The following is a 26860-nucleotide window of genomic DNA, read 5'->3' on the forward strand; positions in this document are numbered from 1 at the left end:
TGGCCCAAGGCCGCTGCAAAACCCATTTTACCGGGCCAGACCTCGCGACCGGGCAAGCCCCGCCGCTTCAGAGTTGGGAAACTGCGACAGCAGCTTTTTGTAGGCCTGTGCGGCGCCTTCCTTGTCACCCATACGGCTCAAGGTCATGCCGGTTTTCAGCAGGGCATCGGCGTTTTTATGATGGCGCGGCCACTGGCTGTTGACCTTTTCAAACTGCGCCAGCGCATCCTTGTATTTCCCCTGGGCGTAGTAGCCCTCGCCAATCCAGTATTCCGCATTGGCGGCAAAGCGGCCCTGAGGATATTCCTGCAAAAAGGTCTGAAAGCGGCCTATGCTGTCTGCGGCCCGGCCAGACATGGCAGGCTGCAAGGCAGCCTTGTATGCGGCCTCCTCGCCCTTGCCGCTCTTGGGCAAGGCTGCGGGCTGGGCTTGCGCCGTAACAGCAGGCGTGGCGGCAGCGCTTGCCGCCGGAGCAGGAGTTGGGGCAGGAGCAGATGCAGGTGCGGCAGCGGCTTTGGCAGCCTTGCCCTTTGCGCCGTTCTTGGCGACGGCATCACCAGGCAGGGGCGGCAGGCCCAACCCCGGATGCTCGGGCGGCAGAGCAAGATCAGAGACCGGCACGGAAGGCACGGGAACATCAGGATTGCCCCCGGCTGCGGCAACGGGCGGCAGCATGGGCTGAACCGCCCCTTTCCCGGCAGCGGATGCCGCAGGAGGAGACGCCGACTCGGGCGGCAGAGCGAAAGACGCAGTGGATGAAGCAGACGCAGAACCCGTCGCGCCCTTGGCGGCGGCTTGCGGCTTTTCTGCTGGGCTTTGCGGAGCAGTAGTCTTTGCCGCAGGAGTTTTGGGCATTGCCTCGGCTTCGACCTTGGCTGCCTCACGCGGGGTGGCAGCGGGAATGGGCCTGATTGTGGCGGCAGGATCAATGGCGCGGGCGTTGGGCGTTGCGGAATTTGTCGATGCCGTATTCGCAGGATTCACTGGGGGCTGGCTTGCGGGATGCTCGGAGCTGGTTGCAACCGGGCCGTGCGCGGTAAGCTGGGCGCTTTCCGGCTGGGCAGACGCAACCACGGCGCTTTTATGGGGCTGCGGCGGAATAATGGGCACCACTGTCATGCCGGTTTTTTGTCCGCCACGGGTGCGCACTTCGTAAACCCTGTTATTGAGCTGGGCAACCTGAGTATCAAGCGTGTTTACGCTATGCTCCAGCGTGCGCAACCGCTGGTCGGTCTCGCGCAGCAGCTTCTGGTTGGTTTCGCTGGTCGATTCCACCTGACGCATTTTGTCAGAAGAAGCGCACCCGGCAACCAGCGCAACGCAGGCCAACGGCACAACAATCAGTGTTTTCATCCCGGTCTCCAGCACAAGAGCATTCTTGCGTTGAAATATCGCTCAATGCATCAAAAGCCCGCAACAGACGCCCATCAAAAAAAATTCGGCCCAGCCTTGCCGCTTGCCCGGCTGCTATAGCTGCCAGAACTGCAAACGCACAAGCCCATCAACCTGCCAACCTTTCTTGTGCCTCAACCCCGGCCATATTTCAAGAACTCTTGCAGCGGCAGCGTTTTTCAGGCAAGAACAGGCTTGCTCACGCTCGTACAGCATAACAGATACGGACAACCGGAGCGTCGCAACATCCATAGGGCTGTTTAACGGCCTGTTGATGTGCCTTGCCCCCCGGTTGCAAAACGGGATTTTGCCTTCATCCGCACGTACACAGGGGATTACCCGAAACACGGCAGGCGAAGGACGGCAATAATCCGCATGAACAGTTCCTATCCGGCATCAAGCCAGACCGGAGGCGAAGCCAGATGAATTTTTTCCAGGAAATGGCAGCGGCCCTGACAACTTGGATGGACGCGTTGCGGCATCTTGGACAGTCCTTTCCCATGGCGCGCATGGGCCTTGACGCCCTGAGCATTGCCCTGCCGCTCGCGGCCCTGCTGGCCTTTGCGGGCCTGGGTTTCATGTCTGCCGCCGCACGGGCGCTGGCAGTTACGCGCAAGCGCGCTTCTTATGAAAAATGCGCGCGCCAGCTGGCCTTGCTCTCATTGCTGCTTGGCTGGACGCTGCTCATCTGTGGCAGGGTCTGGCTTTTCTTTACGCAAAGCTCCTATACGCCCGACTCCATCTCCGACTTCATGGTTGAAATGAGCTGGATCATGCTCGGGCTGGCCGTGCTTATCAACAGCATGTATTTCGCCTTGTGGAAATTCTTGCTCAAGCTGCCCATGCTGCATGTGGGCATGGGCGTGGTCAGCGGCATTCAGGGCATCATCGCCACCGTGGCGTCCCTGGCTGCGGCCCGCCTGCTCACGGCACTGGCCCGCCCCGATGCGGACTTGCTGACCCTTGGGCACATTTATGTTCCCGGTTTTGGCACGCCCTTCTGGTGCGCCCTTTTCTGGTCGTTGCCCCTGATGCTGGCCGTGGCTGGCGGCATGGGCGCTTTCTGGCTTGTGCTGCGCCGCAAATATGACGACTTTGGCCGCGACCACTACAATACCATGCTCCCCTGGTGCGCCACATGGGCGCGCAACGCCTGGGCTGTTTTCTGGGTTGTTCTGCTGGCATCCTCGGTGTTTGACGTTCAGAACGCCTGGCAAAACGACACATTTACCGCCACTGACGCCATTATGGAAAGCGCAGAATTGCTGCTCTGGCTTGCTCCGGCCCTGCTCTGGACATTCGTGGCCCGCAGCGCCACCCCCATGCGCCACAAGATCACCCTGCTGGCCGCGCTGGTGCTGGCAGTTGCCATCATGCTGCCCTTCTACCTCAACATGACGGAAATCACCTTGCCCCCGTCCATGGCCGATATTGTGCAATAAGGGCAGATTGCCGCACGTATATGACGTAAGAACCCCGCCTCCACGGCAGGGTTTTTCGTATCTGCGCGCTGCTGGCAAAACCGGGCGTGGTGCGCAAAGGATTTTTCAGCAATATCAGTGTATTATTTTTTGCCGTACTGCCTGCGCCATTCATCCAGAAACAGCAGGGCAGCCTCGGTTTCCGTCAATACGCCGCTACGGGCGCGCAAGGCATTGATGACATCGTCAAATCCGGCATTGGGGCCAAGGCCAAGCCCCTGCAACATCGTCGCCATGTCCCTGCGAATCTCTGGCGAAAGCACGGCCTCAACATCGGGCGGCATACCGCCGGAAGACTCCAGTTCCAGCGGCCATGGGCCAAGGCGCTGCTCCACAAAACCAAGCAGGGCGGCCATGCGCTGCTCATACGTATGATCGCGCAGCACCCGCTCCCGTGCGCGGGCGGCAAAGGCATGGCGCTCGTCAGGATGGGCCAGAAAATACTCAATGCCCGCGTAAAATTCTTCCAGCGTGCCAAAGGTTGCCAGTTCATCCTGCGCGAACAGCTCGGGCATGAGCGCCCGCCTGTCCACAAGCTGAAAGGCCCCCATGCACGCCAGTTCAAAAGTGCGCGGATTGACAAAATCACCCTTGCTCACAAGTTCCGCAGTGCCAAGGCTCGAGTGCAGATTCAGGTTGACGCGCGTGGCATTGTAGATTTTGACGCTCTCATCCGCATCAATGCGCGCGCCGCCGCGCTGCACGTGGGGCGCAAGCAGGCTCTCGCCGTCCCAATCCGACCCCCAGATTTTAAAATCACGCCCCACAAGCTGACGAAAAGCCAGCCGACGGTTGGGGTAACCCGCGCCAAGAAAGCCGATATCGGCCCCGTATTCGCGCTTTTCCTGCTCGGTCAGTTCCAGAGGCTTGTGAAAATCCGGCTGGGCCGCCAGCGGCAGATACAGGGCGTTGCTTTGCCCGATGCCCGAGAGCATGGATAAAAAAGGCTCTTTCTGGATAACGGCAAAAACATCGTACAGTGGCGCGTAGGCCTTCCAGTAATCAAAAACCTCATGGTCTTCCACAAACCACATGGCCGTACGCACGCCCGACCTGCGCAAACGCTGCAACAGGCTGCGCCCTATGGGAGCCTGCGCCAGGGCCAGCACCAGATGCGGCTCCTGCGCCTGCACCTGCGCCCACACGGCCTGCGAAACCACCTGCAAAAAAGAATTTTCCAGCTGGGCAGTCTGCGTCGGGGCCAATCCAAGGCCGCGCAGCCCGGTAAAGGCCGGATGCAGCAAGGGAGCCTCAAACACGCGCACGCTGTGCCCCAGCCCGCTGAGAGCGCTGGCACAGTAACGGCCGATGGGCAGCGAACCGCCGTACATGGGCAGCACCACAAGAATTCGCAGAGGAGCGACGGGCATCAGCAGTATCTCCCTGGCGGCAACATCCAGTCCGCATCGTTGTAAAGCCATTCGTCAAGATTCGGCGCTTGCGGGGCAAGGATGGCGCTTTCGTCCGTCATGGACAGATGCAGGCGCGCAGCCAGAAAATCGCGCACATACCCGCGTTCCCGTGCATGCGGGTCACTGCCCGCGAGCAGGTAAGGCAACGTGCCCAAGGCGTCCATGCCCGTGCGCCACAACTGCAAATCCGCTGGCAGAGGCGGCCACGATTCCGCCTGTGCGGCGGCAAAGGGCGCGCCCGATTTTGGGCGGGCAAGTACGGCGGCAACGGAACGCAAAAGTTCCACCTGCGCCAAGGGCCGACCACAGGCCACATCGTAGGGGCAAGGGGCTGTTTCAAGGCACGGCCCGCAGGTGCGCGCCGTCTGCCACACATGATGGCCCTCGCCGTATGGCCCGGTTTCGTGCAGCCAGGCCGAAGAAAGGAAAAAACCAAGCACAGGCACGCCAAGGTGCGCGCCAAGGTGCATGATGCCCGTATCCGGCGTGATCAGCGCGTCCAGCTCGTCTACGGCGTCCACAAGGGAGGGCCAGTCTGTTTTGCCGCTGCAATCATCCACCCTGTCGAGCATCTTGCCGGGCAACTGCCGCATGAGCTGACGGGCAGCGGGCTGCTCCGCCCTTGAACCCAGCAACAGAATGCGCGGGCCGCCCAATGCCCCAAAGGCCGTGCGCACAACCTCGGCCAGCACGGGCACGGGCAACGAGCGGCGAGATTCCCGCCCTGCCAGCACCACGCCAAGCCCTCGCCCGCCGGGGGTCGCCACAGGGTTGACCCTGCGGGACTCAACAGGATCTGGTGCAAAATGCGCCCAAAAATCCACAAGGTTCATAGTTGCCAGCGCGCGCCGCTCACTGAGGCGGAAGCCAAGCCGCGCCCAGGGCGAGCGCGAAATTCCTCCGGCCTCGGGTCGATACCCCTGAACCTGCTCTGCCTCAAAAACTCGGCACAATGCCGCAGTAGTGCCGGAAAAATTGCAGTTGTACACGGCTTCAAAGGGCAAGCCCAGCCAACGGTCCAGCACAGCGGTGTTGCGCGCCAGCGCCTCTGCCTCGGGCCTGCCGTGCACCGACAGGGCGTGCAGCTCGGCAAAGGGATAGAGCACCCTGGCCAGCGGAACCAGACTGGCATCCACGGCGAGATGAACCTCGCCGCGCAAGGCCAGGCTCAACAACAGGCGCTTGGTCTGCACCAGATCGCCAAAGCGCGCCGCTTGTATGACCAAAAATTTGGGCATGTCGTTCCGTATGGTTGTTGCTGGCAGTAGTCAGTTAATGGCCGAAACATGCGTAAAACTGCCAATTGCCCACAATCTAAGGCAATCTGCCCACCGAGGCAAGCAATGTGGGGCGCAACTGCGCTGCACAACAATTGAAGCTGCGCAAAGACGGCAACGCGCTGGCCCTTTGCAAAATATTTCGCGCTGCTGTATGCTCACCTTCAAGCTTCTTTCACCATCTGGATCACACATGCGCGCACAACAGCCCTCCGCCCCGCTCTACCCCATATTTATCTCGCTTTCGGGCATCCGCTGCCTGGTGGTCGGCCTTGGTCAGGTGGGGCAACGCAAACTTTCCGGCCTGCTGGCCTGCAATCCGGCATCCGTGCTGGTGCTCGACCTTGCCGGACCTGCACCGGAAGCAGCGGAACTGCTGCGCGACCCAAGGGTACGCTTTGAACGCCGCGCCTGCGAGGCTGCCGACCTCAATGGCTGCGGGCTGGTATTTGCCGCCACGGGCAGCGCTGCGGAAAACAGCCGCATTGCCGCCCTGTGCGCCGCTGCGGGTATTTTGTGCAACAGCGCGAGCAATCCGGATGAAGGCTGTTTTCAGGTGCCAGCGGTGGCCCGCAGCACCCCGCTTGCGGCGGCGCTTTCCACTGGCGGCGCAAGCCCCGCGCTGGCCCGCCGCTGGAAGGGCGAACTTGAGCACTGGCTTGAACCGCGTTCGCGCATGGCAACCCTGATGGGTCGGCTGCGGCCTCTGGTTCTTGCCTTGGGGCACGATACAGGGCAGAATACCGGATTGTTCCGCAAGCTGGCAGAGTCCCCCCTGCAACAGTGGCTGGAAGAACACGACCATGAAAACTGTACGCGTTATTTGCAGGCGGCGCTTCCGCCCGCACTGCACGCCAATATAGCGGAGTTGCTCCATGATCTCCCCTGAATTTTCCACCGCCGTAACCCTGCTGCTCTATGGCTCCGCCAGTGTTGCAGGGCTTGCGGGCGTTGCCGCGCGCAGCGCCCTGTGGCGCAAGATAGGCTGTAGCGTGGCGCTGGCGGGCTTTGCCTGTCAGACGCTCATGCTCTTTCTGGGCTTTCACAAGGCCCTGCCCGGCGGCCTGAGCGCTGGCGCGTACTTTCAGCTCATGGCCTGGTTTGTGGTGCTCTGCGGTATTGCCGCCTGGGCCAAGCTGCGGCAGGAGATTCCGCTGGTATTCGCCACGCCGCTCGGGCTTATGCTCTTTGCCATGTCGGCCCCGTATCTGGCCTCAGTGGTGCAGGTTCCGCCCTCTCTCAACACCTCGTTTTACGCCCTGCACATCGGTTCGCTCTTTTTGAGCCTTGCCCTGCTGGCGCTGGCCTTTGCCGCCGGGGCGCTGTTTCTGTTCATGGAGGGGCGCATCAAGAGCAAGCTGACCATGAAGGGCTTTTGGCTCGACATGCCCGCCCTCTCCATGCTTGATAAAATCAACGCCATCACGACCATGATCGGCTTTCCCATGTACACTCTGGGCATCGTTTCCGGGCTTATCTGGGCCAAGCCGGTATTTGGCGGCACGGTGACGGGCGACCCCAAGGAAGTTATCAGCATTGTGATCTGGCTGTTCTACTCCGTGCTTTTCCACAACCGCCTCACCAAGGGCTGGAAGGGCCGCAAGCCAGCGCAACTGGCTGTTTTTGTATTTATTCTCTGCCTCTTTTCAATCATTGTGGTGAATACCTTCATGGAAACACACCACGCATTCATCCGGCGCTGACCGGGCTATCATCATGGACTGTGATATCTTTCTTGTCGGCCTGAATCATCGCACTGCCAGCGTGGACGTGCGCGAACGCTTTGCCCTGGTCAACCACTGCGATGAAGAGCATTGGGCCGTGCCGTGTGTTGGCGCGGTGAGCGAAAGTGTGATCCTTTCCACCTGCAACCGCGTGGAGCTGCTGGCCGCCGGCAACGGCGACGTGGCCGGACAGGTGCTTGAAAACTGGGCCGTTGCGCGTGGCGCAAAGCCTGAGGAGCTCAAGCCCTACGTCTACGTGCACAAAAATCTGGAAGCGGTGCGCCATCTGTTTTCTGTGGCGTCCAGCCTTGATTCCATGGTGCTGGGCGAACCGCAGATTCTGGGCCAGCTCAAAACCGCCTACCGCAAGGCCGTCAAATGCCACGCCACGGGCGTTATACTTAACAGGCTGGTGCACAAGGCTTTTTCCGTAGCAAAAAGGGTACGCACAGAAACTGCGGTGGCCTCCAGCGCGGTTTCCATCAGCTATGCCGCCGTGGAACTTGCCAAACGCATTTTTGGCGACATGAAGACCCACAAGGCCATGCTGGTGGGCGCGGGTGAAATGGCTGAACTTGCCGCCATGCACCTTTTGCAGTCGGGCATTGATGAAATTCTGGTTGCCAACCGCACTCTTGAACGCGGGCAGGAGCTGGCAAAGCAGTTCAAAGGCCGGGCTATCCCCTTTGAAGACATGGCAGAGCACCTGACCGAGGTGGACATCATCATCACCTCCACCGGCTCGCAGGAACCCATCATCCGCGCGCGCGACATTCGCGCCGTGCTCAAGGCCCGCAAGAACAGGCCAATGTTCTTTATCGACATTGCCGTGCCGCGCGACATCGACCCGGACGTCAACGGCCTCGACAACGTCTATCTGTACGACATTGACGACCTCAAGGAAGTGGTGGAAGAAAACCTCGCCACCCGCCGTGACGAAGCCGCCAAGGCCGCCGATATCGTCAACGAGGAAGTGCTGCTGTTCTCCCGCTGGCTTTCAAGCCTCGACGTCCAGCCCACCATCGTTGACCTCATCCAGCGCGGCGAACGCATGGGGCAGGAAGAACTGGTCAAGACCCTCAAAAGGCTCGGCCCGGTGAACGATGAAACCCGCGATGCCCTTGAGGCTCTGGTGGGTGCGCTGGTGCGCAAGCTCAACCATGATCCCATCATGTTTCTCAAGCGCGGCAGCATGTCCCAAGAGGGCAACGGCCCGCGCATCAGCATTGCGCGCCGTATTTTCAATCTGGATAAAACTGGCTGCCCTTATTCGGAGGAACACTGATGCGCTGGTACGGAATTGACGACATTACAGAAGAAGATACCGCAAAACTGAGTGCCACCCTCACCGAGATGGAGCTTACCTCGGGCATGGACGGCCTCTTCTGGCTGCCCGTTCCCATCGACATGCTCTCGCCTGTGCAGCAGGAGCATGAGGAAAGCTGCGGCCCCCACGTTATGGGCCTTGAAATTGAAGAAAATTTTGTGCGCCTTGAACTGCTGGTGCGCGCGCGTGGCCGCATGCGCTGCGAATGTGTGCACTATGCCTCGCCCGAACTGCGCGACCGCATGATCGTATGGCTTGAGAACCTGCTGGTTGAACTGGGCATCAATCCAGCTTAGGGTCAGCCTCTAACTCATTCTTTTGTCCAACTGGCTGCGTCAAAAGGGTATTTTTTACTCCAGTCATGTACCGTAAGAGTACACTCCTTTCGTAAAAAAAGCCTTTTTCCTTGCCCTTGGCGCAAAATCATTGAGATAGAGACAGCCCCCAGGCACGGCTTTTTGATACGGATTTGCGGGCGGCGCCTGCCCCCCAAAAACCTTCCTGCATCGGTCACTCCCGGTTTCACAAGTTCCAATCTCTCCGGGCGATCTTTTGCCCCACACTTTCGCTGACGCGGACATGCCATGATCAAATCCCCGCCTGCGCTGCAAAATCTCCCACCCGCTACGGCCCGTCTTTGCCTTGAGGTGGAGCGCTTCTGCCTGACGCAGCTTGGGCTTGCAAAAGGTTCGCGGCTGTTGCTGGCCCTCTCCGGCGGAGCCGATTCCACGGCGCTGGCCTTTGTACTACGCCTGCTGGCCCCACGGCTGGGGCTGAGCCTCCACGCCTTGAGCGTTGACCACGGCTTGCGGAAAGAATCTGCGCAAGACGCTGTATTTACACTCCAGTTATGCAATATTCTGAACATTCCCTGCACAGTGCGGCAAGCCGATGTGCGCAAGCTTGCCGAAAACAGCGGCATTGGCATTGAAGATGCCGCCCGGCGCTTGCGCTATGCCCTGCTTGAGCAGGAACGCGTTGCCGTGAGGGCCGACTTTATCGCCCTGGGGCACCACGCAGGCGATGTGAGCGAGGACGTATTGCTGCGCCTCACGCGCGGCACAGGCTGGCCCGCCCTTGGCGGCATGGCCGCCCGCGATGACGAGCGCCATCTGCTCCGCCCGCTGCTGGCAACGGACGCGCAAGCGCTGAGAGCTTTGCTGGTCGAATGCGGCATTGACTGGCGCGAGGATGCCAGCAACCAGAGCCGCCAATACAAGCGCAACAGGCTGCGGCTGGATGTGCTGCCCCTGCTGCGCGAAGAGAACCCATCCCTTGACCGCACCCTGCACGATCTCTGGCAAATGGCGCGCATGGATGAGGATTACTGGAATACCGCGTTGGATGCGGCTCTGGCTGAGCATCCGTGGATTGTGGGGGGGAGTGAAGCGGAGCTTTCAGCAAAGAAAAATATTGCTGAAGGCCCCAGCCTGACATTGCCCGCAAAGTTGCTGGCAAGTCTGCACCCTGCGGCCCGCTTGCGCCTGTATGTGCGGGCGGTGCGTTTTTTGTGCCGCCCTGCGGCGGGGTGTGGTGGTGAGGATTCTGACAGCTCGGGGCAGATTCACGGTCAGGCTCGGGCACGCACCCTGCTGGCTTTGGATGATGCCCTTGCCAAGGGGCGGGGGAATACGCGGTTTCAGTTGCCCGGTGGGCTGGAAGCGTATCTTAAGGGTGGAAGTATTGTTTTTCGCCGCTGCGCGGCTGGCAGATAACTGGATTTTGCCGCCTTCGGGCACGATATTTCGCCTTCTGGCGAAGGTTATGCGCCTCCCCGGCGCGGGGCAAAGGGGGCCTGTTAGGGGCTGCGCCCCTCCTTGGCCCCCTCTGCACTCCCCCCGGAACACCCCCTAAGAGGGTTTTCAATTCTCGTCAGGTAACGAGGGCAACGCGGCTATCGCTGCGGGAGCTTCCTTCCCTCGCTCCACTCGCTCAGGCGATCTCCCTCCGCGCCGCGTAAATGCCAGAGTAAGCTTTCGCTTCGAGCGGAAGTCCGCTTCAGCCAAATACCTTTGATACAGTTAGTACTTTAGGTAATTGCTTCGCTGCCATTTCTGTCGCTTCAGGACTTTTCATCATTGTGAGGCGTTCAAAAAACTCCAAATTGCAATACTAGGCATAACCTTTTGCTACTTTGCCTGCACTAATGTTGAATTCAATTCGCTCATAAGTGGGCCGACAACTTCCGTATTAATAAAATTTCGCCATCAGAAGCTGGTCGTGGAGTTGCCTTCCTTAAACTCGCCGGAGCGAATGCGGAGGCGATGGCTGGTGTTGGGCTAATTTGCAAAATACGCGTTTTGCGGGCTGAAAAGAAAGCGCCGGGATTTTGAGCGCAGCGTACTCAAGTACGTGAGCATCAAAATCCCGGCGCTGACGCATTCAGGCCACAAAAGTCGGGTTTGCGTAAATCAGCCTGACAGGCTCACCCCAAACCGAAAGGCAACCAGTGCATGGAGGGGTTCATTCCTGGCGCAAGATGGATTTTGTTCTCAGGCAAGGAAGACAAGGCGGCTTTGAGGGAGTGTGCTTTTGGCACTCGACCGAAAAAGCCGCCGCAGTCTGACGCAGCCTGAGGACAAAATCCATCTTGCGCCCTAGTGGGCGGAGCCCCAATCACGCCCCTGCCCCCAATCCACAACCAGCGGCACAGACAAAGCCACGCCGCCCGGCATAACCCCGCCCATCAGCGCCGCCACCCGTTCACCCGCAGCAGCCGCAGCCTCCGTGGGTACTTCCAGCAAAAGCTCGTCATGCACCTGCAAAAGCAACCGGGCATCCAGACGCTTCAACTCCGCATCATGGGCCACAGCCAGCATGGCAAGCTTGATGATATCCGCCGCTGACCCCTGAATCACGGTATTGATAGCCTGCCGCCGCGCCAGCGCGTAGTTCTGCCCGTTGGCGGAATGTATATCGGGCAGCAAGCGCCGCCGCCCACCAAGGGTGGTCACATAGCCCTGCCGCTTGGCAATGGCCTCCACCTCTTCATAAAACTGCTTCAGGCCTGTAAGCCGTTCAAAATAGCGCGCAATGAATTCCTTGGCCTCGTTGGTCGTGATTTTCAGTTCCTGAGCCAGCTTTTGCGCGCCCATGCCGTAGATAAGGCCAAAGTTGATGGTCTTGGCGTTGCGCCGCTGGTCGGGGCTGACCTCGCTGGACGGCAGGTCGTACACAAGCGCAGCCGTGCGGGCGTGAATGTCCTCGCCGTTGCGGAAGGCCTCAATCAGGGCAGTATCCTGCGACATGTGCGCCAGCACGCGCAGCTCAACCTGCGAATAGTCGGCGGAAACAAGGGCATGATCGGGCCCGGCGATAAAGCACGAGCGCATGCGCTTGCCCAGCGGCCCGCGCACGGGGATGTTCTGAAGATTGGGATTGCTGGACGAAAGCCGCCCCGTGGCCGTGGCCTTCTGGTTAAAGGTCGTATGGATGCGCCCGCGCGGGTCCACAAGACGCGGCAGGGGGTCCAGATAGGTGGAGCGCATTTTTTCCAGTTTGCGGAACTGGAGGATGCTCTCCACCACGGGATGCTGCCCGGCCAGTTTTTCCAGCGTTTCCTGATTGGTGGATGCCTGCCCGCCACGGGTTTTGCGCGGCGAGGGCAGCTTGAGCGTGTTGAACAATACCTCGCCAAGCTGCTGGGCCGAGCGGATGTTGAACGTGGTTCCCGCTGCGGTAAAAACCTCCTGCGTAAGCCTGTCGATCTCGCCCTGCACATCTGAAAGAAAGGACTGAAAGGCCGCTGCGTCAATGGCGACCCCGCGCGCCTCCATCTGGGCCAGCACGGGCGTGAGCGGCAGTTCAAGCGTGCGATACAGCTCGAGCAGGCCGTCAGCCTCCAGCCGTTGCTCCATGGAAGCGGCCATGCGCTGGGCCATGCTGGCAGGGCCATTGCCGCCCTGCCCTTCGCGCAGGGGTATGCCCCAGCGCACAGCCAGACGGGGCCAGCCATAATCGCTTTCCTCGGGATTAATGAGGTAGGCGGCAAGGCCAAGATCAAAGAAGAACGGAGGATTGGCCTCGGACGGCAGCTTGCGCCAGCACGCGGCGGCAATCAGCTGGGCCTTGAGGTCAGACGTCACCAGCCTTTGCGCCCCGGCAAGCCACGTGCAGAGGTCTTCCACACTGCCGCCCCAGCGAAAATCATCACCGCCAGCCACCGCCACGTGGGGCGGCTTGCCCATACCGCCGGGCCAGATGATTGCGGCCTCCAGCCCTGCGCAGGGGGGCAACTGCCCTGCTTCGCTCAGCAGCGGAGCCTCGGGTTCATCGGCCACATCCAGCAGGCTCATCTGCGGGCCAGCCCCAGCTGCGGGGCGGGGCTTTGAAGAAGATTTTTCGGCGGCAGCCATCAGCGAACCCTGGGCAGCGGAGCGGGGAGCGCCAGCATCCGCACCAGTATTTGAGCCAGCATTTGATGCTGCCCCCTCAGATGTAATGACAGAAGGGGCCGGGGACGGAGACACTGCCGAACCTGTGGGGGCGCTGCGCTGCAAACGAGCCAGAGTTGCCATGTCGCGGCGCAGGGCGTGCAGTTCAAATTCGTCCGCCATGCTGGCGCACAGGGCTTCATTCAGCGGATTGACGGTCATGTCGTCAATGGTCAGCCCGGTGCACACATCCAGCGAAAGGGACGTGAGCTGCCGCCACAAAAACATATTTTCAAGGTGGTCACGCAGCTTGTCCTGAATCTTGGGCCCAAGCAGAGCAAAATGATCGCGTATGTCTTCAAGCGTCGGGCATATTTCAAAAATTTTCTGCGCCGTCTTGGGGCCAATGCCCGGTACGCCGGGGATATTATCGCTCGTGTCGCCCACAAGGGCCTGCACATCGGCCCACTGGTCGGGCCTGAGGCCGCTTTCTGCCGTAAAATCTGCGGCAGAAAGCAGCTTTTCTTCCTTGGATGCAGGGTCCCACATGTACACGTTGGGGCCGAGGCACTGCTTGAGGTCTTTATCGCCGCTCACAATAATCACGGGCCGCTGGGCGGAGAAACGCGCCGCCAGCGAGGCAATGCAGTCGTCAGCCTCGCAGCCGTCAGAAATCTCGACTGGAATGCCAAGAGCTTTGACCATGCGCACGATGGGATCCATCTGCCGCACCAGATCTTCGGGGGTAGCGTCACGGTTGGCCTTGTACAGCGGGTACAGATCGTGACGGAAGTTCTTGCCCTTGCCATCCTTGACGAAGAGAAAATGGGCGGGCCGCTCATCACGCAGAATGCGCAGCAATACACGCGTTACCACCACCAGCGCGTTGGTGGGAAAGCCGTCGGAGCGCTGCATGTTCTTGTTGGCAAAAAAACCGCGATATATAAAGGCAGAGCCGTCCATAAGAAAGACAGGCTCGGCAGAAAGATTGAGGCGTTGTTTCAGCGACATGACAGCCCGGTGGTTTGGGGTTTCAAAAAGATTTCAAAACGGTTCGCAGGCCAGGACGCTTGCGAAGATGTTGTGCTACGCGTATAGTATAGTGATGGAAACAAGTCCGCAAGTGACCGTATCTGTTCAGGGGCCGCTGCTGCGCGTGAGCGTTGGCGGGCGCTGGAATTTGGACGAACCATGGCCTCTGGAGGCCATGGCCGCCCTGAGCCAGATAGCCGACCAGCGCATCCGCGAGGTGTGCCTTGAAAGCGCCGCCCTTGGACAGTGGGACAGCACCCTGCTGGTTTTTCTGGTGCAGATGGTCAAGGCGGCGCGCGCCCGTGATCTGCCGGTGCATACGGAACTGCCCGAAGGCCTTGAGCGCCTTATCAAACTGGCCTTTGCTATTCCTGCCAAGGCAGGCTCCGAACGCAGCAAAACCGATGCGGGCTTTGTGACCCGCGTGGGCGAATGCGTGCTGGCTCTGCGGCCCAAGCTCGAGGACTTTCTTAATTTTCTTGGCGAGATTGTACTTTCCATCTGGCGGCTGTTTCTTGGCAGGGCCAAGATGCGCCCTATGGACCTGTTTGCCGCCATGCACGAATGCGGCGTGGCCGCCTTGCCCATCATTTCGCTCACGAGCCTGCTGTTTGGCCTGATTCTGGCCTTTGTGGGCGCGGTGCAGCTCACCCAGTTTGGCGCGCAGATTTATGTTGCGGGCCTTGTGGGTATCGGCATGCTGCGGGTCATGGGGGCCATCATGGTGGGTGTGGTCATGGCGGGCCGGGTGGGCGCTGCCTACGCCGCCCTTATCGGCACCATGCAGGTCAACGAAGAGGTGGACGCTCTCTCCACCCTTGGCATTTCTCCCCACGACTTTCTTGTGCTGCCGCGCGTGCTGGCCCTCATGGCCATGATCCCCCTGCTGACCCTGTATGCCGACCTCATGGGCGTTATCGGCGGTTTTCTGGTGGGCACCACCATGTTGCGCCTGAACCCGATGGAATACATCAACGCTACCATACAGATGGTGCCCTTCAAGCATATGATTATCGGCCTTGTGTACGGCACGGTTTTTGGGGCCATTGTGGCCGTGGCAGGCTGCTATCAGGGCATACGTTGCGGACGCAGCGCCCAGGCTGTGGGCCAGGCCACCACCACGGCAGTGGTGCAGGCCATTGTGGGCATTATTGTGGCTACCGCCATCATCACCGTTATCTGCAACGTGCTGGAGGTGTAACATGCCTGACGCCGACCAGCCCTCCATTATCCTGCCAAATACGGACGCGACCAGCGCTGCTCCGTCCTGCCCGGCCTCTGCCGTGCCGGATGAAGACGTGCGCATCAGGGTACGTGATCTTACGGTGGCCTTCGGCTCCTTTGTGCTCATGCGCAATGTGTCGTTTGACGTGCGCGTGGGCGACATTTTCATGGTCATGGGCGGTTCCGGCTGCGGCAAAAGTACACTCTTGCGCGTGCTCATGGGCCTCAAGGAGCCGCAGCAAGGACAGATATGCTATAATGGCGAAGATTTCTGGGCTGGCACGGAAGAAAGCCGCAGCCGCATCATGCGCAACACAGGCGTGCTCTTTCAGGGCGGCGCGCTGTGGAGTTCCATGACGCTGGCGGAAAATGTGGGGCTGCCCCTGCAACAGTATACTGACCTCACCGATGATGAAATCAGGGAACAGGCTTCGCTCAAACTGGCTCTTGCGGGTCTGGCCGGATTTGAGGATTATTATCCCTCGGAGATCAGCGGCGGCATGCGCAAACGCGCGGGGCTTGCCCGGGCGCTGGCGCTTGATCCGCAGATTCTCTTTCTGGACGAGCCTTCCGCAGGGCTTGACCCTGTCAGCTCCCGGCTGCTGGACGACCTGATACTGGAGCTGCGCGACAGCCTGGGTACAACGTTTGTCATTGTTTCTCACGAGTTGCCGAGTATCTTCACCATAGCCAGAAACAGCATCTTTCTGGATGCGCAGAGCAGAACGGTCACTGCCAGCGGTAATCCCAGCGAGTTGGTGAAAGACCCCAATACAGACGAAAGCGCAAAGCTCTTTCTGACCAGAGGCGGCATGCGCGAGCAGAATGAAGACGCAGGCGAAAACGCCCCATCGGCAACTTCGCGCGCTGCAACTTCGCACAAGGAACAATCCCGATGAACTCGCAGTCATACAAAACAACTGTCGGCGCTTTTGTGCTGGGGGGCCTGGCCCTGCTGGTGCTGGGCATCATGCTGCTCGGCGGTGGCCGCCTTTTCAGCAATGATCTTGAATATGTGATGTACTTTGATGGCTCGGTCAGCGGGCTCTCCACGGGCGCGCCGGTTGTGTTCAGGGGCGTGCCCATGGGCAGCGTCACGCGCATCAATCTGGTTGCCAACGCGCGCGATTCCAACGTGACCATCCCCGTCTATATCCGCATTGACGAACGCAGCTTTGTACGCGCCAGCGGCGCTGCCGCGCCCTCCGAATCTTTCCAGCAGGAAATCATACGCCGCATGGTGCAGCGCGGCCTGCGCGGGCGGCTGCAACTGCAAAGCCTTATCACCGGGCAATACCGCGTGGAGCTTGATTTTTATCCCGCAACGGCGGCCAACTTCCGCTCCGCTACGCCGGATATGGAAATCCCCACCATTCCTTCACCCATTGATACGCTGCAAAGCACGCTCTCGCAGATGCCACTGGAGCAGATGGTAAATTCTTTCAGCGCCGTGCTGCAAAACCTTGCCCTCGGCCTCAGCGACGACAAGCTGGGCAAGGCGCTTACGGCATTCACCAACACCTTTCAGGAAGCCCACAGCATTTTGCACGAGGGCGCCATACGCACCAATACGGAACAGGTTCTCAAAAGCCTGAGCACAGCCAGCGTCTCTGTTGAAAAGGAACTGCCAGCCACGCTGGTTTCCTTCCGCGAAGCCATGCAGAGCATGGCGGTTGCGGCAGATCAGTTGCGTGTGGTCACAGCTTCGGCCCAGGGCATTCTGGGGCGTGATTCGCCCACCATGAACGATCTGCGCCGCCTTCTCAAAGAGAGCACCGATACCATGCGCTCCATGCGCGCCCTGGCCGAAATGCTTGAACGTAATCCCGAAGCTCTGCTGCGGGGCAAGCAAGGAACACGCTGATGCAACGCAAAATCCTTCTTCTTTCGCTGGTGCTGCTCACACTTTTGAGCGGCTGTGCGCGCAGCACCCCCACGCGCTATTATCTGCTTGAAAGCGCCCTTGACCCGGTCAAGGCCGACACGCTGCCCACCAAAAACCTGCGTGTGGCGCAGGTTACCGTGCCGGATTATCTTGACCGCAACAGCATTGTCAGCCGTGTGAACGGCGAAACAGAGCTTGTTGTTTCGCAATTTCACGCCTGGGCGGAGCCCGTTGGGCATGGCGTGCGCCGCGTGGTGCAGGAAGTGCTGACCCCGCCCTTGCTGGCTGTGGGGCTGAACGTGCTGGCGCCGGGCGACGACACCCGCGCTGACTATGTGCTGCTTGTGGATTTGCAGAGACTGGACGGCAATTTCGACTCCAAGGCCGTGCTTGAGGCGCGCTGGACACTGAAAAATCGCCACGATGAAGTCATCGCCCGGGGAATTTATGCCGATGCAGAGCCTGTGGCGGGCAAAACCTATGACGTGCTCACAGCGGCAGAAAGCCGCATGGTACGCCGCATGGGCGAACATCTAGCCGCCCGCCTGCCCGTGCTCACACGGGGCAAGTCATGAACTGGGCAGAAGAAACCGCCGATCCATCCCAGGTACACAGGCGCAACATCATCCTGCTTGTGGATGACGCGCCTGAAAACCTGCGCATTCTCAGTGAATGCCTGCGCGACAAATACACAATCATGTTTGCCAAAAACGGTACAGACGCCTTGCGTCTGGCCCTGCGGCAGCCCCCTCCAGACCTGATCCTGCTTGACGTCATCATGCCCGGCATGGACGGGTACGAAGTGTGCAAGCGCCTGCGCAGCGATGCGCAGACACGCGACATCCCGGTTATGTTCATTACGGCGCAGAATGAAGAAACCGATGAGGCCAAGGGCCTCTCGCTGGGCGCGCAGGATTACATAACCAAACCTTTCCGCTCCTCGCTGGTGCGCAACCGCGTAGCCAACCAGCTCAAGTTCAAACTCTACCGCGACCATCTGAACGATCTGGTGCTTGCCCGCACACGCCAGCTTGCCCTCACGCAGGAAGCCACCATTCACGCCATGGCAAGTCTTGCGGAATGGCGCGATACGGAAACCGGCGCGCACATCAAACGCACGCAGAACTACGTGAAGGCGCTGGCCGTCTATATTTCGCAACTGCCAGAGTACAGGGACGAACTGGATGCCGATGCCATTTCGTGGCTCTACCTTTCTGCACCGCTGCATGATGTGGGCAAGGTCGCCATTGCAGATACAGTGCTGCACAAGCCCGGCCCCCTCACCGATGAGGAATACGAGGCCATGAAGGAACACACCACGCTCGGGCGCGCAGTGCTGGCCTCGGCCGACAAGTTTCTGGGGGAAAATTCCTTTTTGCGCATCGCCAGCGATATTGCCTACTGCCACCACGAACGCTGGGACGGCAAGGGTTATCCGCGCGGGATAGCTGGCAAGGACATTCCGCTTTCCGCCCGCCTCATGAGCGTGGCCGACGTGTATGACGCCCTGCGCAGCAAGCGTGTATACAAACCCGCCATGCCGCACGAAACAGCCATGCGCATTATTGTGGAAGGACGCGGCACCCAGTTTGACCCCGAAGTGGTGGACGCCTTTTTGGCCATGCAGGAGCAGTTCCGCAGTATTGCCGCGAAATATTCAGACATGTAGCCCCCTAAACTTTGCCGCGTAATGGCGATCTTCTGCTTCTGCCCGACATTTCTCCCTGTTCTGACGCAGCGGCTGCCAACAGCAACCGCCGCACCAGCCCTACACTTTCTGCCCATCCTGCCCGTCAAAAACATCCCTGGCGGCAAACAGGCCGTTCAGCGCGGCGGGAAACCCAGCGTACACGGCCATCTGCATAATGACTTCCAGTATTTCCTGACGGGTGCAGCCCACATGCAGGGCAGCCGCAATATGTACGCGCAGTTGCGGAACCGCGTTGCCCATTGCTGTCAGGGCCGCCACAACGGCAATCTCCCGCTTTTTCAAATCCAGCCCTGGCCTTGAATAGATATCTCCGAACGGAAATTCCACAAGGTATTGCGCAAAATCTGGGCAAATGGCCCGCACGCTTTCCAGCACTTCTTCCCCGCCGCGTCCGTCAACCTGTTCCAGCATGGCAAGCCCTGTGGCATAACGATCAGTCTGCATGACATTCTCCTGTGTAATGGCCTGGCTCAATGCTGTGGCCCTGATCAGACTTTTATGCCCATGCCCGCGCTTTGCCTCTTGCCTTTTTGGTGATACCTTTAAAGCATGGCTAACGATCTTTTTGACATCCCCGATTGGCGGCTGCTGCGCTATTTTTCTGTAGTTGCAGAAGAAGGCAGCCTTCGCCGCGCAGCTGACAAGCTGTATATGACCCAGCCGCCCCTGAGCCGCCATATGCGGCATCTGGAAGAAATGCTGGGCATCACGCTGTTTGAGCGCCACAGCCGAGGGCTGACACTCACAAAGGCAGGGCTGGAAGTGCTGCGCATTGCCCGCCCGGTACTGGAAGCACAGGACGCCGCAAGGCTGCTTTTGCGGAGGCTCGGACATGGCGGGAATGGATCAGAAGCGCCCTTGTCGATCGGTCTGACAACAGCTTTTGAACAGGGCATTTTTTCAGGCTTCATGAAAAAGCTTGATACTCTCAGAGATAATCCGGTGCGCTATGTACGCCAGTCCTCGCCCCAACTGGCGCGCGGTATAAGCCGGGGCAGACTGAATGCGGCACTGGTGGCCCTGCCGCTTGAGGTTCCGGGAGTGCGCGTAAGCCCGCTGCCGTATGCAGAGCCTCTGCTGGCAGCTTTGCCCGCAGCATGGCTTGCAGGCCTGCATCATGACAGTCTGGAGCCGATACGCCTGCAAAATCTGAACGGCAGACCTCTTTTCTGGTTTCGACGAGAGAACAATCCCGCGTACTTTGACCATATGCGCGGTATTTTCACCCATATGGGCTTTGCACCTGTTTATCTGGAAGAACCAGAAGAGCATGATGTGCTGCTGGCCCGCATTGCCCAAGGGGATGGTATGGGGATGCTGCCGCGTTCATTTTCCGCCATTGGGCGAAGAGGTGTTGTCTTTTGCCCGCTGGCGGAAGGGGAACTGCTGGAACTACGCTTGGGCCTGGCGCTGCAAATGGGTGGTGATTACGGCCCGGCAGGCAGTTCCCAGGAGGATGACGAACCGAAAACGGCATCACAATTACGTCAGATCATTGCTGAAGCCGCCCATTTTCTGGGCACGGCATAACCAGCGCAAAAAACAGAAAAGCCCGGCAGCCGAAGCCGCCGGGCCCAAAAGACGCGCACAAAAAATTTACTGTTTTACCATCACCTTGGCGGGGCGGAGCAAACGATCACCCAGTTTGAACCCACGCTGCAGCACACGCGCCACAGAGTTGGGGGCAAAATCGGGGCGGTCTTCAAACCCCACGGCTTCATGCACGTTGGGGTCAAATTCTTCGCCTTCCTCGCCCAAAGGTTTGAGGCCGTGCTTTTCCACCGCATCAAGCAACAGCTTGTGTGTCATGGCTACGCCCTGCAACATGTCTTTGCAGGCTTCGCTCTTACTGCCGTAACGCAGGGCCAGATCAAGGTTATCGAGCGTGGGCAGCAGATCGCCCAAGACCTTTTCAGCAGCGTAGCGCATCTGCTCTTCATGCTCGCGCGTGAGGCGCTTCTTGAAATTGTCCATTTCTGCGGCATTGCGCAGGCGCATTTCTGTCAGCTCTGCCTTGCAACGTTCTTCAAGGCTTTCGGCTGAAGCCGCCTTGTCTGACGGGGCAGTATCAGCCTCCTGCGCGGAATCGGCAGCGGGATTTTTACCCGCATTTTGACCGAACAGAACACCTTCTTCTTCAAGAAAACCATCTTCCGGTCTTTCGGGCTGGCATTCTGCCCGGTTATCCGCCTGGCCGCCCTGCTGACTGCCCTGCTGTCCGAATGAGTGGTTCATTTTATGACGCTGCATGCTTCCTCCTGAATCGACCCCGGCGGGGTCACGATGCTTTCCGTTAAGTAAGTATGCTTGTCCACCCTGTCAAGGCGCTGCCGTCACTGCAAAAAGTTTTGTTCCGGCTCCACAGCGCCAGCACTTGCACCCGTTGGCAGACATCTGCGCCTCGACATTCTGCGGCGGCTTCTGTATATTGCGCGAACCAGAAGAGGAACAGCACTATGACATGCCGAATTTTGACGCTGCAACATGAACAGGAATGGCCCGCGCTGGCCCAGTGGCTGCAAGGGCGGCACAACCCTGGCAACGGGGTGGAAAGCGCCGTAACCGACATTATCAACGCTGTGCGGCAAAAGGGCGACGACGCCCTTGTGGAGTACACGCGCAATTTTGACTGCCCTGACTTTGCCCCGCCCCTGCGCGTGAGCGAGCAGGAAATCGCCAAGGCGGCAGCCTCCGTCACCATTGAAAGCCGCGAAATCATCGGCGAGGCTGCGTCCAATATACGTTCTTTCCATGAAGCGCAGGTTGAGAAATCGTGGTTTCTCACCCGCCCGGACGGCAGCATTCTCGGCCAGCAGGTTACATCTGTTGACGCGGGCGGCCTGTATGTTCCCGGCGGCCAGGGCGGCAATACGCCCCTTGTTTCCAGCCTGCTCATGAGCGCCATACCCGCCCAGGTGGCCGGCGTGCCGCGTCTGGCGGTATTTACGCCGCCCCGCAAGGATGGCACGGTTAATCCCCACATTCTTGCCGCTGCGCATCTACTTGATATTGATGAAGTTTACCGCGTTGGCGGGGCATGGTCCATTGCGGCCATGGCCTACGGCACACAAACCATTAAGCCTGTGGATGTTATTGCCGGGCCGGGCAATATTTTTGTCACCACTGCCAAGCGCTTTGTGCAGGGCACTGTGGGCATTGATATGATCGCCGGGCCAAGCGAAGTGCTCGTGCTGGCCGATTCTTCCGCCAATCCCGCATGGCTTGCAGCGGATATGCTTTCGCAGGCGGAGCACGATGCTTTGGCCTCGGCTATCTGCATCACTGACGATGCCCGCCTGGCCGATGCCCTCCAGCAGGAGCTGAAAAAGCAGTGCGCCGCCCTGCCCAGAGCCACCACCGCCGCCCGCGCGCTGGAAGACTGGAGCGCCATTGTGGTTACGCCCAATCTTTCCGTAGCTGTGGCGGTTGCCAACATGGTAGCCCCGGAGCACCTTGAACTGTGCACCCGCGACCCCTGGGCCGTATTGCCCTTTATTCGCCATGCCGGGGCCGTGTTCATGGGTCAGCACAGCCCTGAACCTGTGGGCGACTATTTTGCCGGGCCCAACCATGTGCTCCCCACACTGGGAACGGCGCGTTTTTCATCGGCCCTTTCGGTGCAGACCTTCTGCAAAAAGACCAGCATCGTGGCCGCTTCTTCAACCTTTTTACAGCAGAATATGCAGTCCATAGCCGCCCTTGCCCGGCTGGAAGGCCTGGAAGCCCACGCCCGCTCCGTTGAAGTGCGCGGGAAGAAATAGCAAGAGCCAGAGGAATCAGGAGCCATCATGAAAGTCGTGGTAAAAACCGAGATCAGCGCCTATCCCCTTCTTTCTCGCGGGAAAGTGCGCGACATCTATGATGTGGACGAAAAAACACTGCTCATTGTCACCACTGACCGCATGTCGGCCTTTGACGTGATCATGAACGAACCCATCCCCTACAAGGGCGTGATTCTTAACCAGATCACCCTGTTCTGGATGGAAAAGTTCAAGGACATCATCCCCAATCACTTGATTGAAAGCGATGTGAACCGCTTCCCCGCCGCTCTGGCACCCTGGAAGGACGAACTTGAAGGCCGCGCCGTCATCGTGCGCAAGGCCAAGCCCCTGCCTGTGGAATGCATTGTGCGCGGCTACATCACCGGCTCCGGCTGGAAAGATTACAAGGCCACCGGCACCCTGTGCGGCTACAAGCTGCCCGCCAACCTGCGCGAATCAGACAAGCTGGAACCTGCGCTGTTTACGCCCTCCACCAAGGCCGAACTGGGCCAGCACGATGAAAACATCAGCGTGGCCCAGGCTGCGGAACTGCTCGGCGCGGAAACCGCCGCCCAGGTTGAACGCACCACGCTTGCCATTTACGAGGCCGGGCGTACCTATGCCGCCGGGCGCGGCATCATCGTGGCCGACACCAAGTTTGAATTCGGCTTTATTGACGGCAAGCTGCACCTCATTGACGAAGTGCTCACGCCCGATTCTTCCCGCTTCTGGCCCGCTGACCAGTATCAGCCCGGTCAGGGTCAGCCCAGCTTTGACAAGCAGTACCTGCGCGACTGGCTGGAAAAACAGCCCTGGAACAAGCAGCCCCCGCCGCCCGCCCTGCCGGAAGAAATCATCAAGGCCACGGCGAATCGCTACCAGGAAGCTTACGACATCCTTACAAAGTAAAAAAATTGAGCGCGTCCGGTACAACAGTGCCGGACGCGCCTTTGGCGTGGCAGCCTAGGCATTTTTTTCACAAAAGCGCCGAAGCTGTACCATCGACCTGCCGTCCACTGTCCGACAGCGCCGCGTATATTGTGCGGTTTTTTTCGCCCAGGCGCGCGCTGCCGCTGTTTTGATACACTTTAGTGCTGACTCGTTCGGCTTGCATTGTTTTTTCAGGAGGATCCATGCTGCTGCAAGGAAAGAAAGCTCTTATACTGGGTTTGGCCAATAATAGAAGTATCGCTTATGGCATTGCCAATGCCCTTAAGGAACAAGGTGCCCGACTGGCGTTCAACTATGTGGGCGATGCCATCAAAAAACGCGTTGATCCCCTGAGCGAAGAGCTTGGCGGTGAATTCACCTTCCAGTGTGATGTATGCGATGACGCGCAGATTCAGGCCGCCGCCGACCTTGTCAAAGAGAAGTGGGGCGATCTGGACATTCTTGTGCATTCCGTGGCCTTTGCAAATCGTGAAGATCTGGGTGGCCGCTTTGTGGACACCTCCCGCGAGGGCTTCCGCCTTGCCCTGGACGTTTCTGCCTACTCGCTCACCGGTGTCTGCCGTGCATTTGAACCCCTGCTGCACGAGGGTTCTTCCGTCATGACCATGACCTATCACGGTTCCACCAAGGTCATCCCCGGCTACAACGTCATGGGTGTTGCCAAGGCAGCTCTTGAAGCCTCCGTGCGCTACCTTGCCTGCGACTTCGGCACCAAGGGCATCCGCGTCAACGCCATCAGCGCTGGCCCAATCAAGACCCTTGCCGCTTCTGCTGTTTCCAGCATGAAGGATCTGTGCAACATTGTTGACCGCAACGCCCCGCTGCACCGCAATGTCACCACAGGCGACGTGGGCGGCACGGCCCTGTACCTCGCCTCTGACCTTGCCCACGCTGTGACGGGCCAGGTCATTTATGTGGACAGCGGCTTCAGCACCATGGGCGTGATGGGCTAACCCCCTGCTGAAGATCACAACAGAACGCGCGCTTGCGCAATGGCGCGGCCTCAGCAGCCTGATGCCGTCAGAAGGATCAGATAATGGACATCCTGACACTCAACGCTGTGGGCATTACCGTTATGGCGATGTTTGGCCTGTGGGCTTTTTACCGCGCCGCGCAGACCACCAAGAAAAAACGCAAAGATGACGAGACAAAAAACAAGGACCGCAAAGACGATTAGCCAAGGCCAATCGGCAAGCAGCCCTGTTTGATATATCATGCAAGGCCCACCTGGGATTCCGGGTGGGCCTTTCCTCTTGGGGAGCTGTGGGACTTTGGTCTGTGCCCTTTGCTCTGGGGCTTGGCTGTGCTGTGGCCTTGTCAGAACAGACGCCGTGTGGCGACATAGGAAGGGGCACCGCATTGGGCCGATTGCTGCCTCACGGCAACTTTTTTTGCAACAAACTGCCCTGATTCAATTTTTTCTCTTGCAATTCCTAAATGCCTGCTATATAGGTATTCGGCTTTGAGCGGTGCACAACACCGAATGGAGAGGTGTCCGAGCTGGTCTAAGGAGCACGATTGGAAATCGTGTGTACGTTAACAGCGTACCGGGAGTTCGAATCTCCCCCTCTCCGCCAGATTTCAAGGGGTTACTGAAAAACAGTAACCCCTTTTTCTTTTGGCGAGCCATAAGTCTCCGCGATTCTATTTGTGACCGATTCGAAAATTGCTCCCCCTGCCCCAGAAGCTGCTCTGTCTGCTCTCTTTCAGCGATGACCGAACAACTCATGTCTAGGGCAAGCTGCACAACCTGCAAGTCCTTGCCAAAGACAGATGCCAGCCACTCAACGAGCGCCAGTAAACAGGCGCGCTCGCATCCGGAATGCCATCCCTGCGCCCCCTCGCACACAAAAAATGGCCGCCACACAGGACGGCCACAGGAAGGGAGGTAGTCATGAAGTAATGTGCTTAAAATGTGTAGCGCAGGCCGAGGCTGAACTCGTTGGCATAAGGAGCCATGCCAAGCTTCTGCTTTTCGCCCAGAATGGTCTTTTCAGTTTCCGAGTACCCCAGGCCCACAAAGCGATAGGCAAGATCAGCAGAAATGTTGTCGGTAAAAGCGTAGGAAACGCCAGCGCCGGCATTCCATGCGAAAACCGTGTTCAGATTGGTGGTGCTTTCGCTTCCCACGCCGGGGATTTCAATCTCGTACTTGCTCTTGAGAAAGCCCATGCCAAGGCCCGCGCCAACATAGGGTGTGAAGGCCGTGCTATTGTGGAAATCCCAATACGCGTTAAGGAAGAGGGTCTGAAGACCCCAGGTGCCTTTGAGGTCAGCAGCATTGCCACCATTTTTGAGTTCCCAGCTGGTGGTCGAGTTGGTGCGAATGTCGTATTCAATTTCCGCGCGCAAGGGAACCTGATTCAGGGAATAAAAGTCATAGCCAGCATATATGCCGCCGCCCACAGTATTTTGCGAGTAGTTCTTGACGTCAAAGGCGTTAACAACTGCACCGCTTCTGGACATGGAACCCGTGCTCTGGATGGAGTCAAGGAACTTCAAGCCCACATAAAATCCAGAATTTTCAGCCAGAGCAGGAACCGAAAGTGCCAGAGTCAGGGCAACAGCAAGAGCAATCCGCTTAAACATATTTCCTCCAAAAATTCATTTCTCATAACCTTCCCTTGCACATAGCATTAAGACATATTCAATTATAGATCAATTAACATTTAGTCTATATATTTAAATTTCAATCGGCAGTCCCCCAAAGCCATCGTGTGCGCCATACCTCTGTGGCAAGCTCTGCTCAAGACAACTTCAGCACCTGAACGTAAAAAACTGGCTATGCCTTAAGAGGCAGGGCCAGTTTTTTACCACAAAAGAAGCGTAATAAAAAATTGAATTACACTATCTGCACCTTGGCAATTTTCAGCAGCAGATCACCTGCGGCGTTGGCCGCAGCCCTCATACAGGGAAAGAATCTTGAATATATCGTCATGATTCTCTGAGGACTCCTCAGACTCACTTTGTGCCCGCTGCTTGAGTATTTTTTCCGCCCTTTTCAAAAAAGCATCGGCACCTTTAGTCTTGTACGTCTCAGCTTCACCCAGGGTGATATTCACTGTCTTACCATCGCCCACGGGTTCGATGGACATTCTCTGCCCATCATGAAATGTAAAAACTTTTTCTTCCTTGCTTGTAAGAACATTTGCGACAAGCCGTAATTTATAATTCATACATACTCCAATTTTTCAATATCAATCAACTATCATATCAACATAAAATCATGGTGTCTAAATGAATAATGAAAAATATTTTTTTCATTGGTATCCCACTGTTCGGCCTGATAATAGTTCTATAAAATTTGTAA

24 protein-coding genes and 1 tRNA gene are annotated in these 26860 nt (G+C 58.5%); 17 read left to right on the forward strand and 8 right to left on the reverse strand.

Annotation, left to right across the window (positions count from 1 at the left end; translation table 11 throughout):
* Positions 1-27 precede the first annotated feature (27 nt).
* Positions 28-1353, reverse strand: coding sequence for a tol-pal system protein YbgF (ybgF, locus tag ACUZ79_RS11300; protein ID WP_449251663.1), 1326 nt, complete (start codon positions 1351-1353; stop codon positions 28-30).
* Between the two features lie 461 nt (positions 1354-1814).
* Here ybgF and ACUZ79_RS11305 point away from each other — a divergent pair, with 461 nt between their 5' ends.
* Positions 1815-2834, forward strand: a complete 1020-nt coding sequence (locus tag ACUZ79_RS11305) for a hypothetical protein (RefSeq protein ID WP_449251664.1) — start codon at positions 1815-1817, stop codon at positions 2832-2834.
* 122 nt (positions 2835-2956) lie between these two features.
* Here the strand turns inward: ACUZ79_RS11305 and ACUZ79_RS11310 are convergent, their stop codons facing one another.
* Complete coding sequence (locus ACUZ79_RS11310) at positions 2957-4243, reverse strand: CgeB family protein (RefSeq protein ID WP_449251665.1); 1287 nt, start codon at positions 4241-4243, stop codon at positions 2957-2959.
* On the reverse strand, positions 4243-5523 hold the full coding sequence (locus ACUZ79_RS11315; RefSeq protein ID WP_449251666.1) for a glycosyltransferase family 9 protein: 1281 nt from the start codon (positions 5521-5523) through the stop codon (positions 4243-4245). Before ACUZ79_RS11315 ends, ACUZ79_RS11310 begins: the two co-directional genes overlap by 1 nt.
* A gap of 232 nt (positions 5524-5755) precedes the next feature.
* On the opposite strand from ACUZ79_RS11315, the gene ACUZ79_RS11320 reads away from it, so the two are divergent.
* From ACUZ79_RS11320 to tilS, 5 genes are all read left to right on the forward strand, one after another.
* Positions 5756-6451 carry a precorrin-2 dehydrogenase/sirohydrochlorin ferrochelatase family protein gene (locus ACUZ79_RS11320; protein ID WP_449251667.1) on the forward strand — a complete coding sequence of 232 codons (696 nt, stop codon included), beginning with the start codon at positions 5756-5758 and terminating at the stop codon, positions 6449-6451.
* A complete protein-coding gene (gene ccsA / locus ACUZ79_RS11325; RefSeq protein WP_192111486.1) occupies positions 6438-7265 on the forward strand; it encodes a cytochrome c biogenesis protein CcsA in 828 nt (275 codons plus the stop codon). Before ACUZ79_RS11320 ends, ccsA begins: the two co-directional genes overlap by 14 nt.
* Positions 7266-7278: 13 nt before the next feature.
* Entirely contained in the window at positions 7279-8571 is a 1293-nt protein-coding gene (gene hemA, locus ACUZ79_RS11330) for a glutamyl-tRNA reductase (RefSeq protein WP_449249599.1), read from the forward strand.
* Positions 8571-8909 carry a hypothetical protein gene (locus ACUZ79_RS11335; protein ID WP_449251668.1) on the forward strand — a complete coding sequence of 113 codons (339 nt, stop codon included), beginning with the start codon at positions 8571-8573 and terminating at the stop codon, positions 8907-8909. The genes hemA and ACUZ79_RS11335 overlap by 1 nt, the downstream gene beginning before the upstream one ends.
* Positions 8910-9197: 288 nt before the next feature.
* Positions 9198-10328: a tRNA lysidine(34) synthetase TilS gene (tilS, locus tag ACUZ79_RS11340; protein ID WP_449251669.1), complete on the forward strand. Its 1131-nt coding sequence runs from the start codon at positions 9198-9200 to the stop codon at positions 10326-10328.
* An 882-nt stretch (positions 10329-11210) separates the two neighbouring features.
* Here tilS and polA read toward each other — a convergent pair.
* Positions 11211-13997, reverse strand: a complete 2787-nt coding sequence (polA, locus tag ACUZ79_RS11345; protein ID WP_449251670.1) for a DNA polymerase I — start codon at positions 13995-13997, stop codon at positions 11211-11213.
* Between the two features lie 112 nt (positions 13998-14109).
* Between polA and ACUZ79_RS11350 the strand changes: the two genes are divergently transcribed.
* From ACUZ79_RS11350 to ACUZ79_RS11370, 5 genes are read left to right on the forward strand one after another with little or no spacing between them, the layout of a single operon-like run.
* Positions 14110-15219, forward strand: coding sequence for an MlaE family ABC transporter permease (locus ACUZ79_RS11350; protein ID WP_449251671.1), 1110 nt, complete (start codon positions 14110-14112; stop codon positions 15217-15219).
* Between the two features lies 1 nt (position 15220).
* Complete coding sequence (locus tag ACUZ79_RS11355) at positions 15221-16141, forward strand: ABC transporter ATP-binding protein (RefSeq protein ID WP_449251672.1); 921 nt, start codon at positions 15221-15223, stop codon at positions 16139-16141.
* Positions 16138-17106 (forward strand): MlaD family protein, encoded by a 969-nt coding sequence (locus ACUZ79_RS11360; protein WP_240824634.1) that lies wholly within the window; start codon positions 16138-16140, stop codon positions 17104-17106. The genes ACUZ79_RS11355 and ACUZ79_RS11360 overlap by 4 nt, the downstream gene beginning before the upstream one ends.
* Positions 17106-17702, forward strand: a complete 597-nt coding sequence (locus ACUZ79_RS11365; RefSeq protein ID WP_240824635.1) for a PqiC family protein — start codon at positions 17106-17108, stop codon at positions 17700-17702. The genes ACUZ79_RS11360 and ACUZ79_RS11365 overlap by 1 nt, the downstream gene beginning before the upstream one ends.
* The gene (locus ACUZ79_RS11370) at positions 17699-18796 is read left to right on the forward strand and encodes an HD-GYP domain-containing protein (protein ID WP_449251673.1); all 1098 of its coding nucleotides are present in this window, start codon (positions 17699-17701) and stop codon (positions 18794-18796) included. Before ACUZ79_RS11365 ends, ACUZ79_RS11370 begins: the two co-directional genes overlap by 4 nt.
* 99 nt (positions 18797-18895) lie before the next feature.
* On the opposite strand, the gene ACUZ79_RS11375 is transcribed toward ACUZ79_RS11370, so the two are convergent.
* Positions 18896-19282 carry a carboxymuconolactone decarboxylase family protein gene (locus ACUZ79_RS11375; protein ID WP_449251674.1) on the reverse strand — a complete coding sequence of 129 codons (387 nt, stop codon included), beginning with the start codon at positions 19280-19282 and terminating at the stop codon, positions 18896-18898.
* Positions 19283-19387: 105 nt separating this feature from the next.
* Here ACUZ79_RS11375 and ACUZ79_RS11380 point away from each other — a divergent pair, with 105 nt between their 5' ends.
* Positions 19388-20368: a LysR family transcriptional regulator gene (locus tag ACUZ79_RS11380; RefSeq protein ID WP_449251675.1), complete on the forward strand. Its 981-nt coding sequence runs from the start codon at positions 19388-19390 to the stop codon at positions 20366-20368.
* A gap of 66 nt (positions 20369-20434) precedes the next feature.
* Here the strand turns inward: ACUZ79_RS11380 and grpE are convergent, their stop codons facing one another.
* Positions 20435-21088, reverse strand: a complete 654-nt coding sequence (gene grpE / locus ACUZ79_RS11385) for a nucleotide exchange factor GrpE (RefSeq protein ID WP_449251677.1) — start codon at positions 21086-21088, stop codon at positions 20435-20437.
* Positions 21089-21294: 206 nt separating this feature from the next.
* On the opposite strand from grpE, the gene hisD reads away from it, so the two are divergent.
* From hisD to ACUZ79_RS11410, 5 genes are all read left to right on the forward strand, one after another.
* Entirely contained in the window at positions 21295-22599 is a 1305-nt protein-coding gene (gene hisD, locus ACUZ79_RS11390; protein ID WP_240824640.1) for a histidinol dehydrogenase, read from the forward strand.
* 27 nt (positions 22600-22626) lie between these two features.
* Positions 22627-23508 (forward strand): phosphoribosylaminoimidazolesuccinocarboxamide synthase, encoded by an 882-nt coding sequence (locus tag ACUZ79_RS11395; protein WP_192111476.1) that lies wholly within the window; start codon positions 22627-22629, stop codon positions 23506-23508.
* Positions 23509-23732: 224 nt separating this feature from the next.
* Positions 23733-24503, forward strand: a complete 771-nt coding sequence (locus ACUZ79_RS11400) for an enoyl-ACP reductase FabI (protein WP_449251678.1) — start codon at positions 23733-23735, stop codon at positions 24501-24503.
* A gap of 83 nt (positions 24504-24586) precedes the next feature.
* Positions 24587-24727 carry a hypothetical protein gene (locus tag ACUZ79_RS11405; protein ID WP_449251679.1) on the forward strand — a complete coding sequence of 47 codons (141 nt, stop codon included), beginning with the start codon at positions 24587-24589 and terminating at the stop codon, positions 24725-24727.
* Between the two features lie 308 nt (positions 24728-25035).
* Positions 25036-25127, forward strand: a tRNA-Ser gene (locus tag ACUZ79_RS11410).
* Between the two features lie 331 nt (positions 25128-25458).
* Here ACUZ79_RS11410 and ACUZ79_RS11415 read toward each other — a convergent pair.
* Together ACUZ79_RS11415 and ACUZ79_RS11420 are read right to left on the reverse strand one after the other, a co-directional pair.
* Positions 25459-26139 (reverse strand): outer membrane protein, encoded by a 681-nt coding sequence (locus tag ACUZ79_RS11415; RefSeq protein ID WP_240824644.1) that lies wholly within the window; start codon positions 26137-26139, stop codon positions 25459-25461.
* Between the two features lie 290 nt (positions 26140-26429).
* The gene (locus ACUZ79_RS11420) at positions 26430-26726 is read right to left on the reverse strand and encodes a hypothetical protein (RefSeq protein ID WP_240824645.1); all 297 of its coding nucleotides are present in this window, start codon (positions 26724-26726) and stop codon (positions 26430-26432) included.
* Positions 26727-26860 lie beyond the last annotated feature (134 nt).

The organism is Desulfovibrio faecalis (genome assembly GCF_053570625.1).

Bases quoted from the DNA above. Each gene is read 5' to 3' on its own strand.
- ACUZ79_RS11420 (WP_240824645.1), bottom strand. From the start codon at position 26,726: ATGAATTATAAATTACGGCTTGTCGCAAATGTTCTTACAAGCAAGGAA.
- tilS (WP_449251669.1), top strand. From the start codon at position 9,198: ATGATCAAATCCCCGCCTGCGCTGCAAAATCTCCCACCCGCTACGGCC.
- ccsA (WP_192111486.1), top strand. From the start codon at position 6,438: ATGATCTCCCCTGAATTTTCCACCGCCGTAACCCTGCTGCTCTATGGC.
- hisD (WP_240824640.1), top strand. From the start codon at position 21,295: ATGACATGCCGAATTTTGACGCTGCAACATGAACAGGAATGGCCCGCG.
- ACUZ79_RS11320 (WP_449251667.1), top strand. From the start codon at position 5,756: ATGCGCGCACAACAGCCCTCCGCCCCGCTCTACCCCATATTTATCTCG.
- ACUZ79_RS11380 (WP_449251675.1), top strand. From the start codon at position 19,388: ATGGCTAACGATCTTTTTGACATCCCCGATTGGCGGCTGCTGCGCTAT.
- ACUZ79_RS11415 (WP_240824644.1), bottom strand. From the start codon at position 26,139: ATGTTTAAGCGGATTGCTCTTGCTGTTGCCCTGACTCTGGCACTTTCG.
- ACUZ79_RS11310 (WP_449251665.1), bottom strand. From the start codon at position 4,243: ATGCCCGTCGCTCCTCTGCGAATTCTTGTGGTGCTGCCCATGTACGGC.
- ACUZ79_RS11360 (WP_240824634.1), top strand. From the start codon at position 16,138: ATGAACTCGCAGTCATACAAAACAACTGTCGGCGCTTTTGTGCTGGGG.
- ybgF (WP_449251663.1), bottom strand. From the start codon at position 1,353: ATGAAAACACTGATTGTTGTGCCGTTGGCCTGCGTTGCGCTGGTTGCC.
- polA (WP_449251670.1), bottom strand. From the start codon at position 13,997: ATGTCGCTGAAACAACGCCTCAATCTTTCTGCCGAGCCTGTCTTTCTT.
- ACUZ79_RS11365 (WP_240824635.1), top strand. From the start codon at position 17,106: ATGCAACGCAAAATCCTTCTTCTTTCGCTGGTGCTGCTCACACTTTTG.
- ACUZ79_RS11395 (WP_192111476.1), top strand. From the start codon at position 22,627: ATGAAAGTCGTGGTAAAAACCGAGATCAGCGCCTATCCCCTTCTTTCT.
- grpE (WP_449251677.1), bottom strand. From the start codon at position 21,088: ATGCAGCGTCATAAAATGAACCACTCATTCGGACAGCAGGGCAGTCAG.
- ACUZ79_RS11405 (WP_449251679.1), top strand. From the start codon at position 24,587: ATGGACATCCTGACACTCAACGCTGTGGGCATTACCGTTATGGCGATG.
- ACUZ79_RS11335 (WP_449251668.1), top strand. From the start codon at position 8,571: ATGCGCTGGTACGGAATTGACGACATTACAGAAGAAGATACCGCAAAA.
- ACUZ79_RS11355 (WP_449251672.1), top strand. From the start codon at position 15,221: ATGCCTGACGCCGACCAGCCCTCCATTATCCTGCCAAATACGGACGCG.
- ACUZ79_RS11315 (WP_449251666.1), bottom strand. From the start codon at position 5,523: ATGCCCAAATTTTTGGTCATACAAGCGGCGCGCTTTGGCGATCTGGTG.
- hemA (WP_449249599.1), top strand. From the start codon at position 7,279: ATGGACTGTGATATCTTTCTTGTCGGCCTGAATCATCGCACTGCCAGC.
- ACUZ79_RS11375 (WP_449251674.1), bottom strand. From the start codon at position 19,282: ATGCAGACTGATCGTTATGCCACAGGGCTTGCCATGCTGGAACAGGTT.
- ACUZ79_RS11400 (WP_449251678.1), top strand. From the start codon at position 23,733: ATGCTGCTGCAAGGAAAGAAAGCTCTTATACTGGGTTTGGCCAATAAT.
- ACUZ79_RS11370 (WP_449251673.1), top strand. From the start codon at position 17,699: ATGAACTGGGCAGAAGAAACCGCCGATCCATCCCAGGTACACAGGCGC.
- ACUZ79_RS11305 (WP_449251664.1), top strand. From the start codon at position 1,815: ATGAATTTTTTCCAGGAAATGGCAGCGGCCCTGACAACTTGGATGGAC.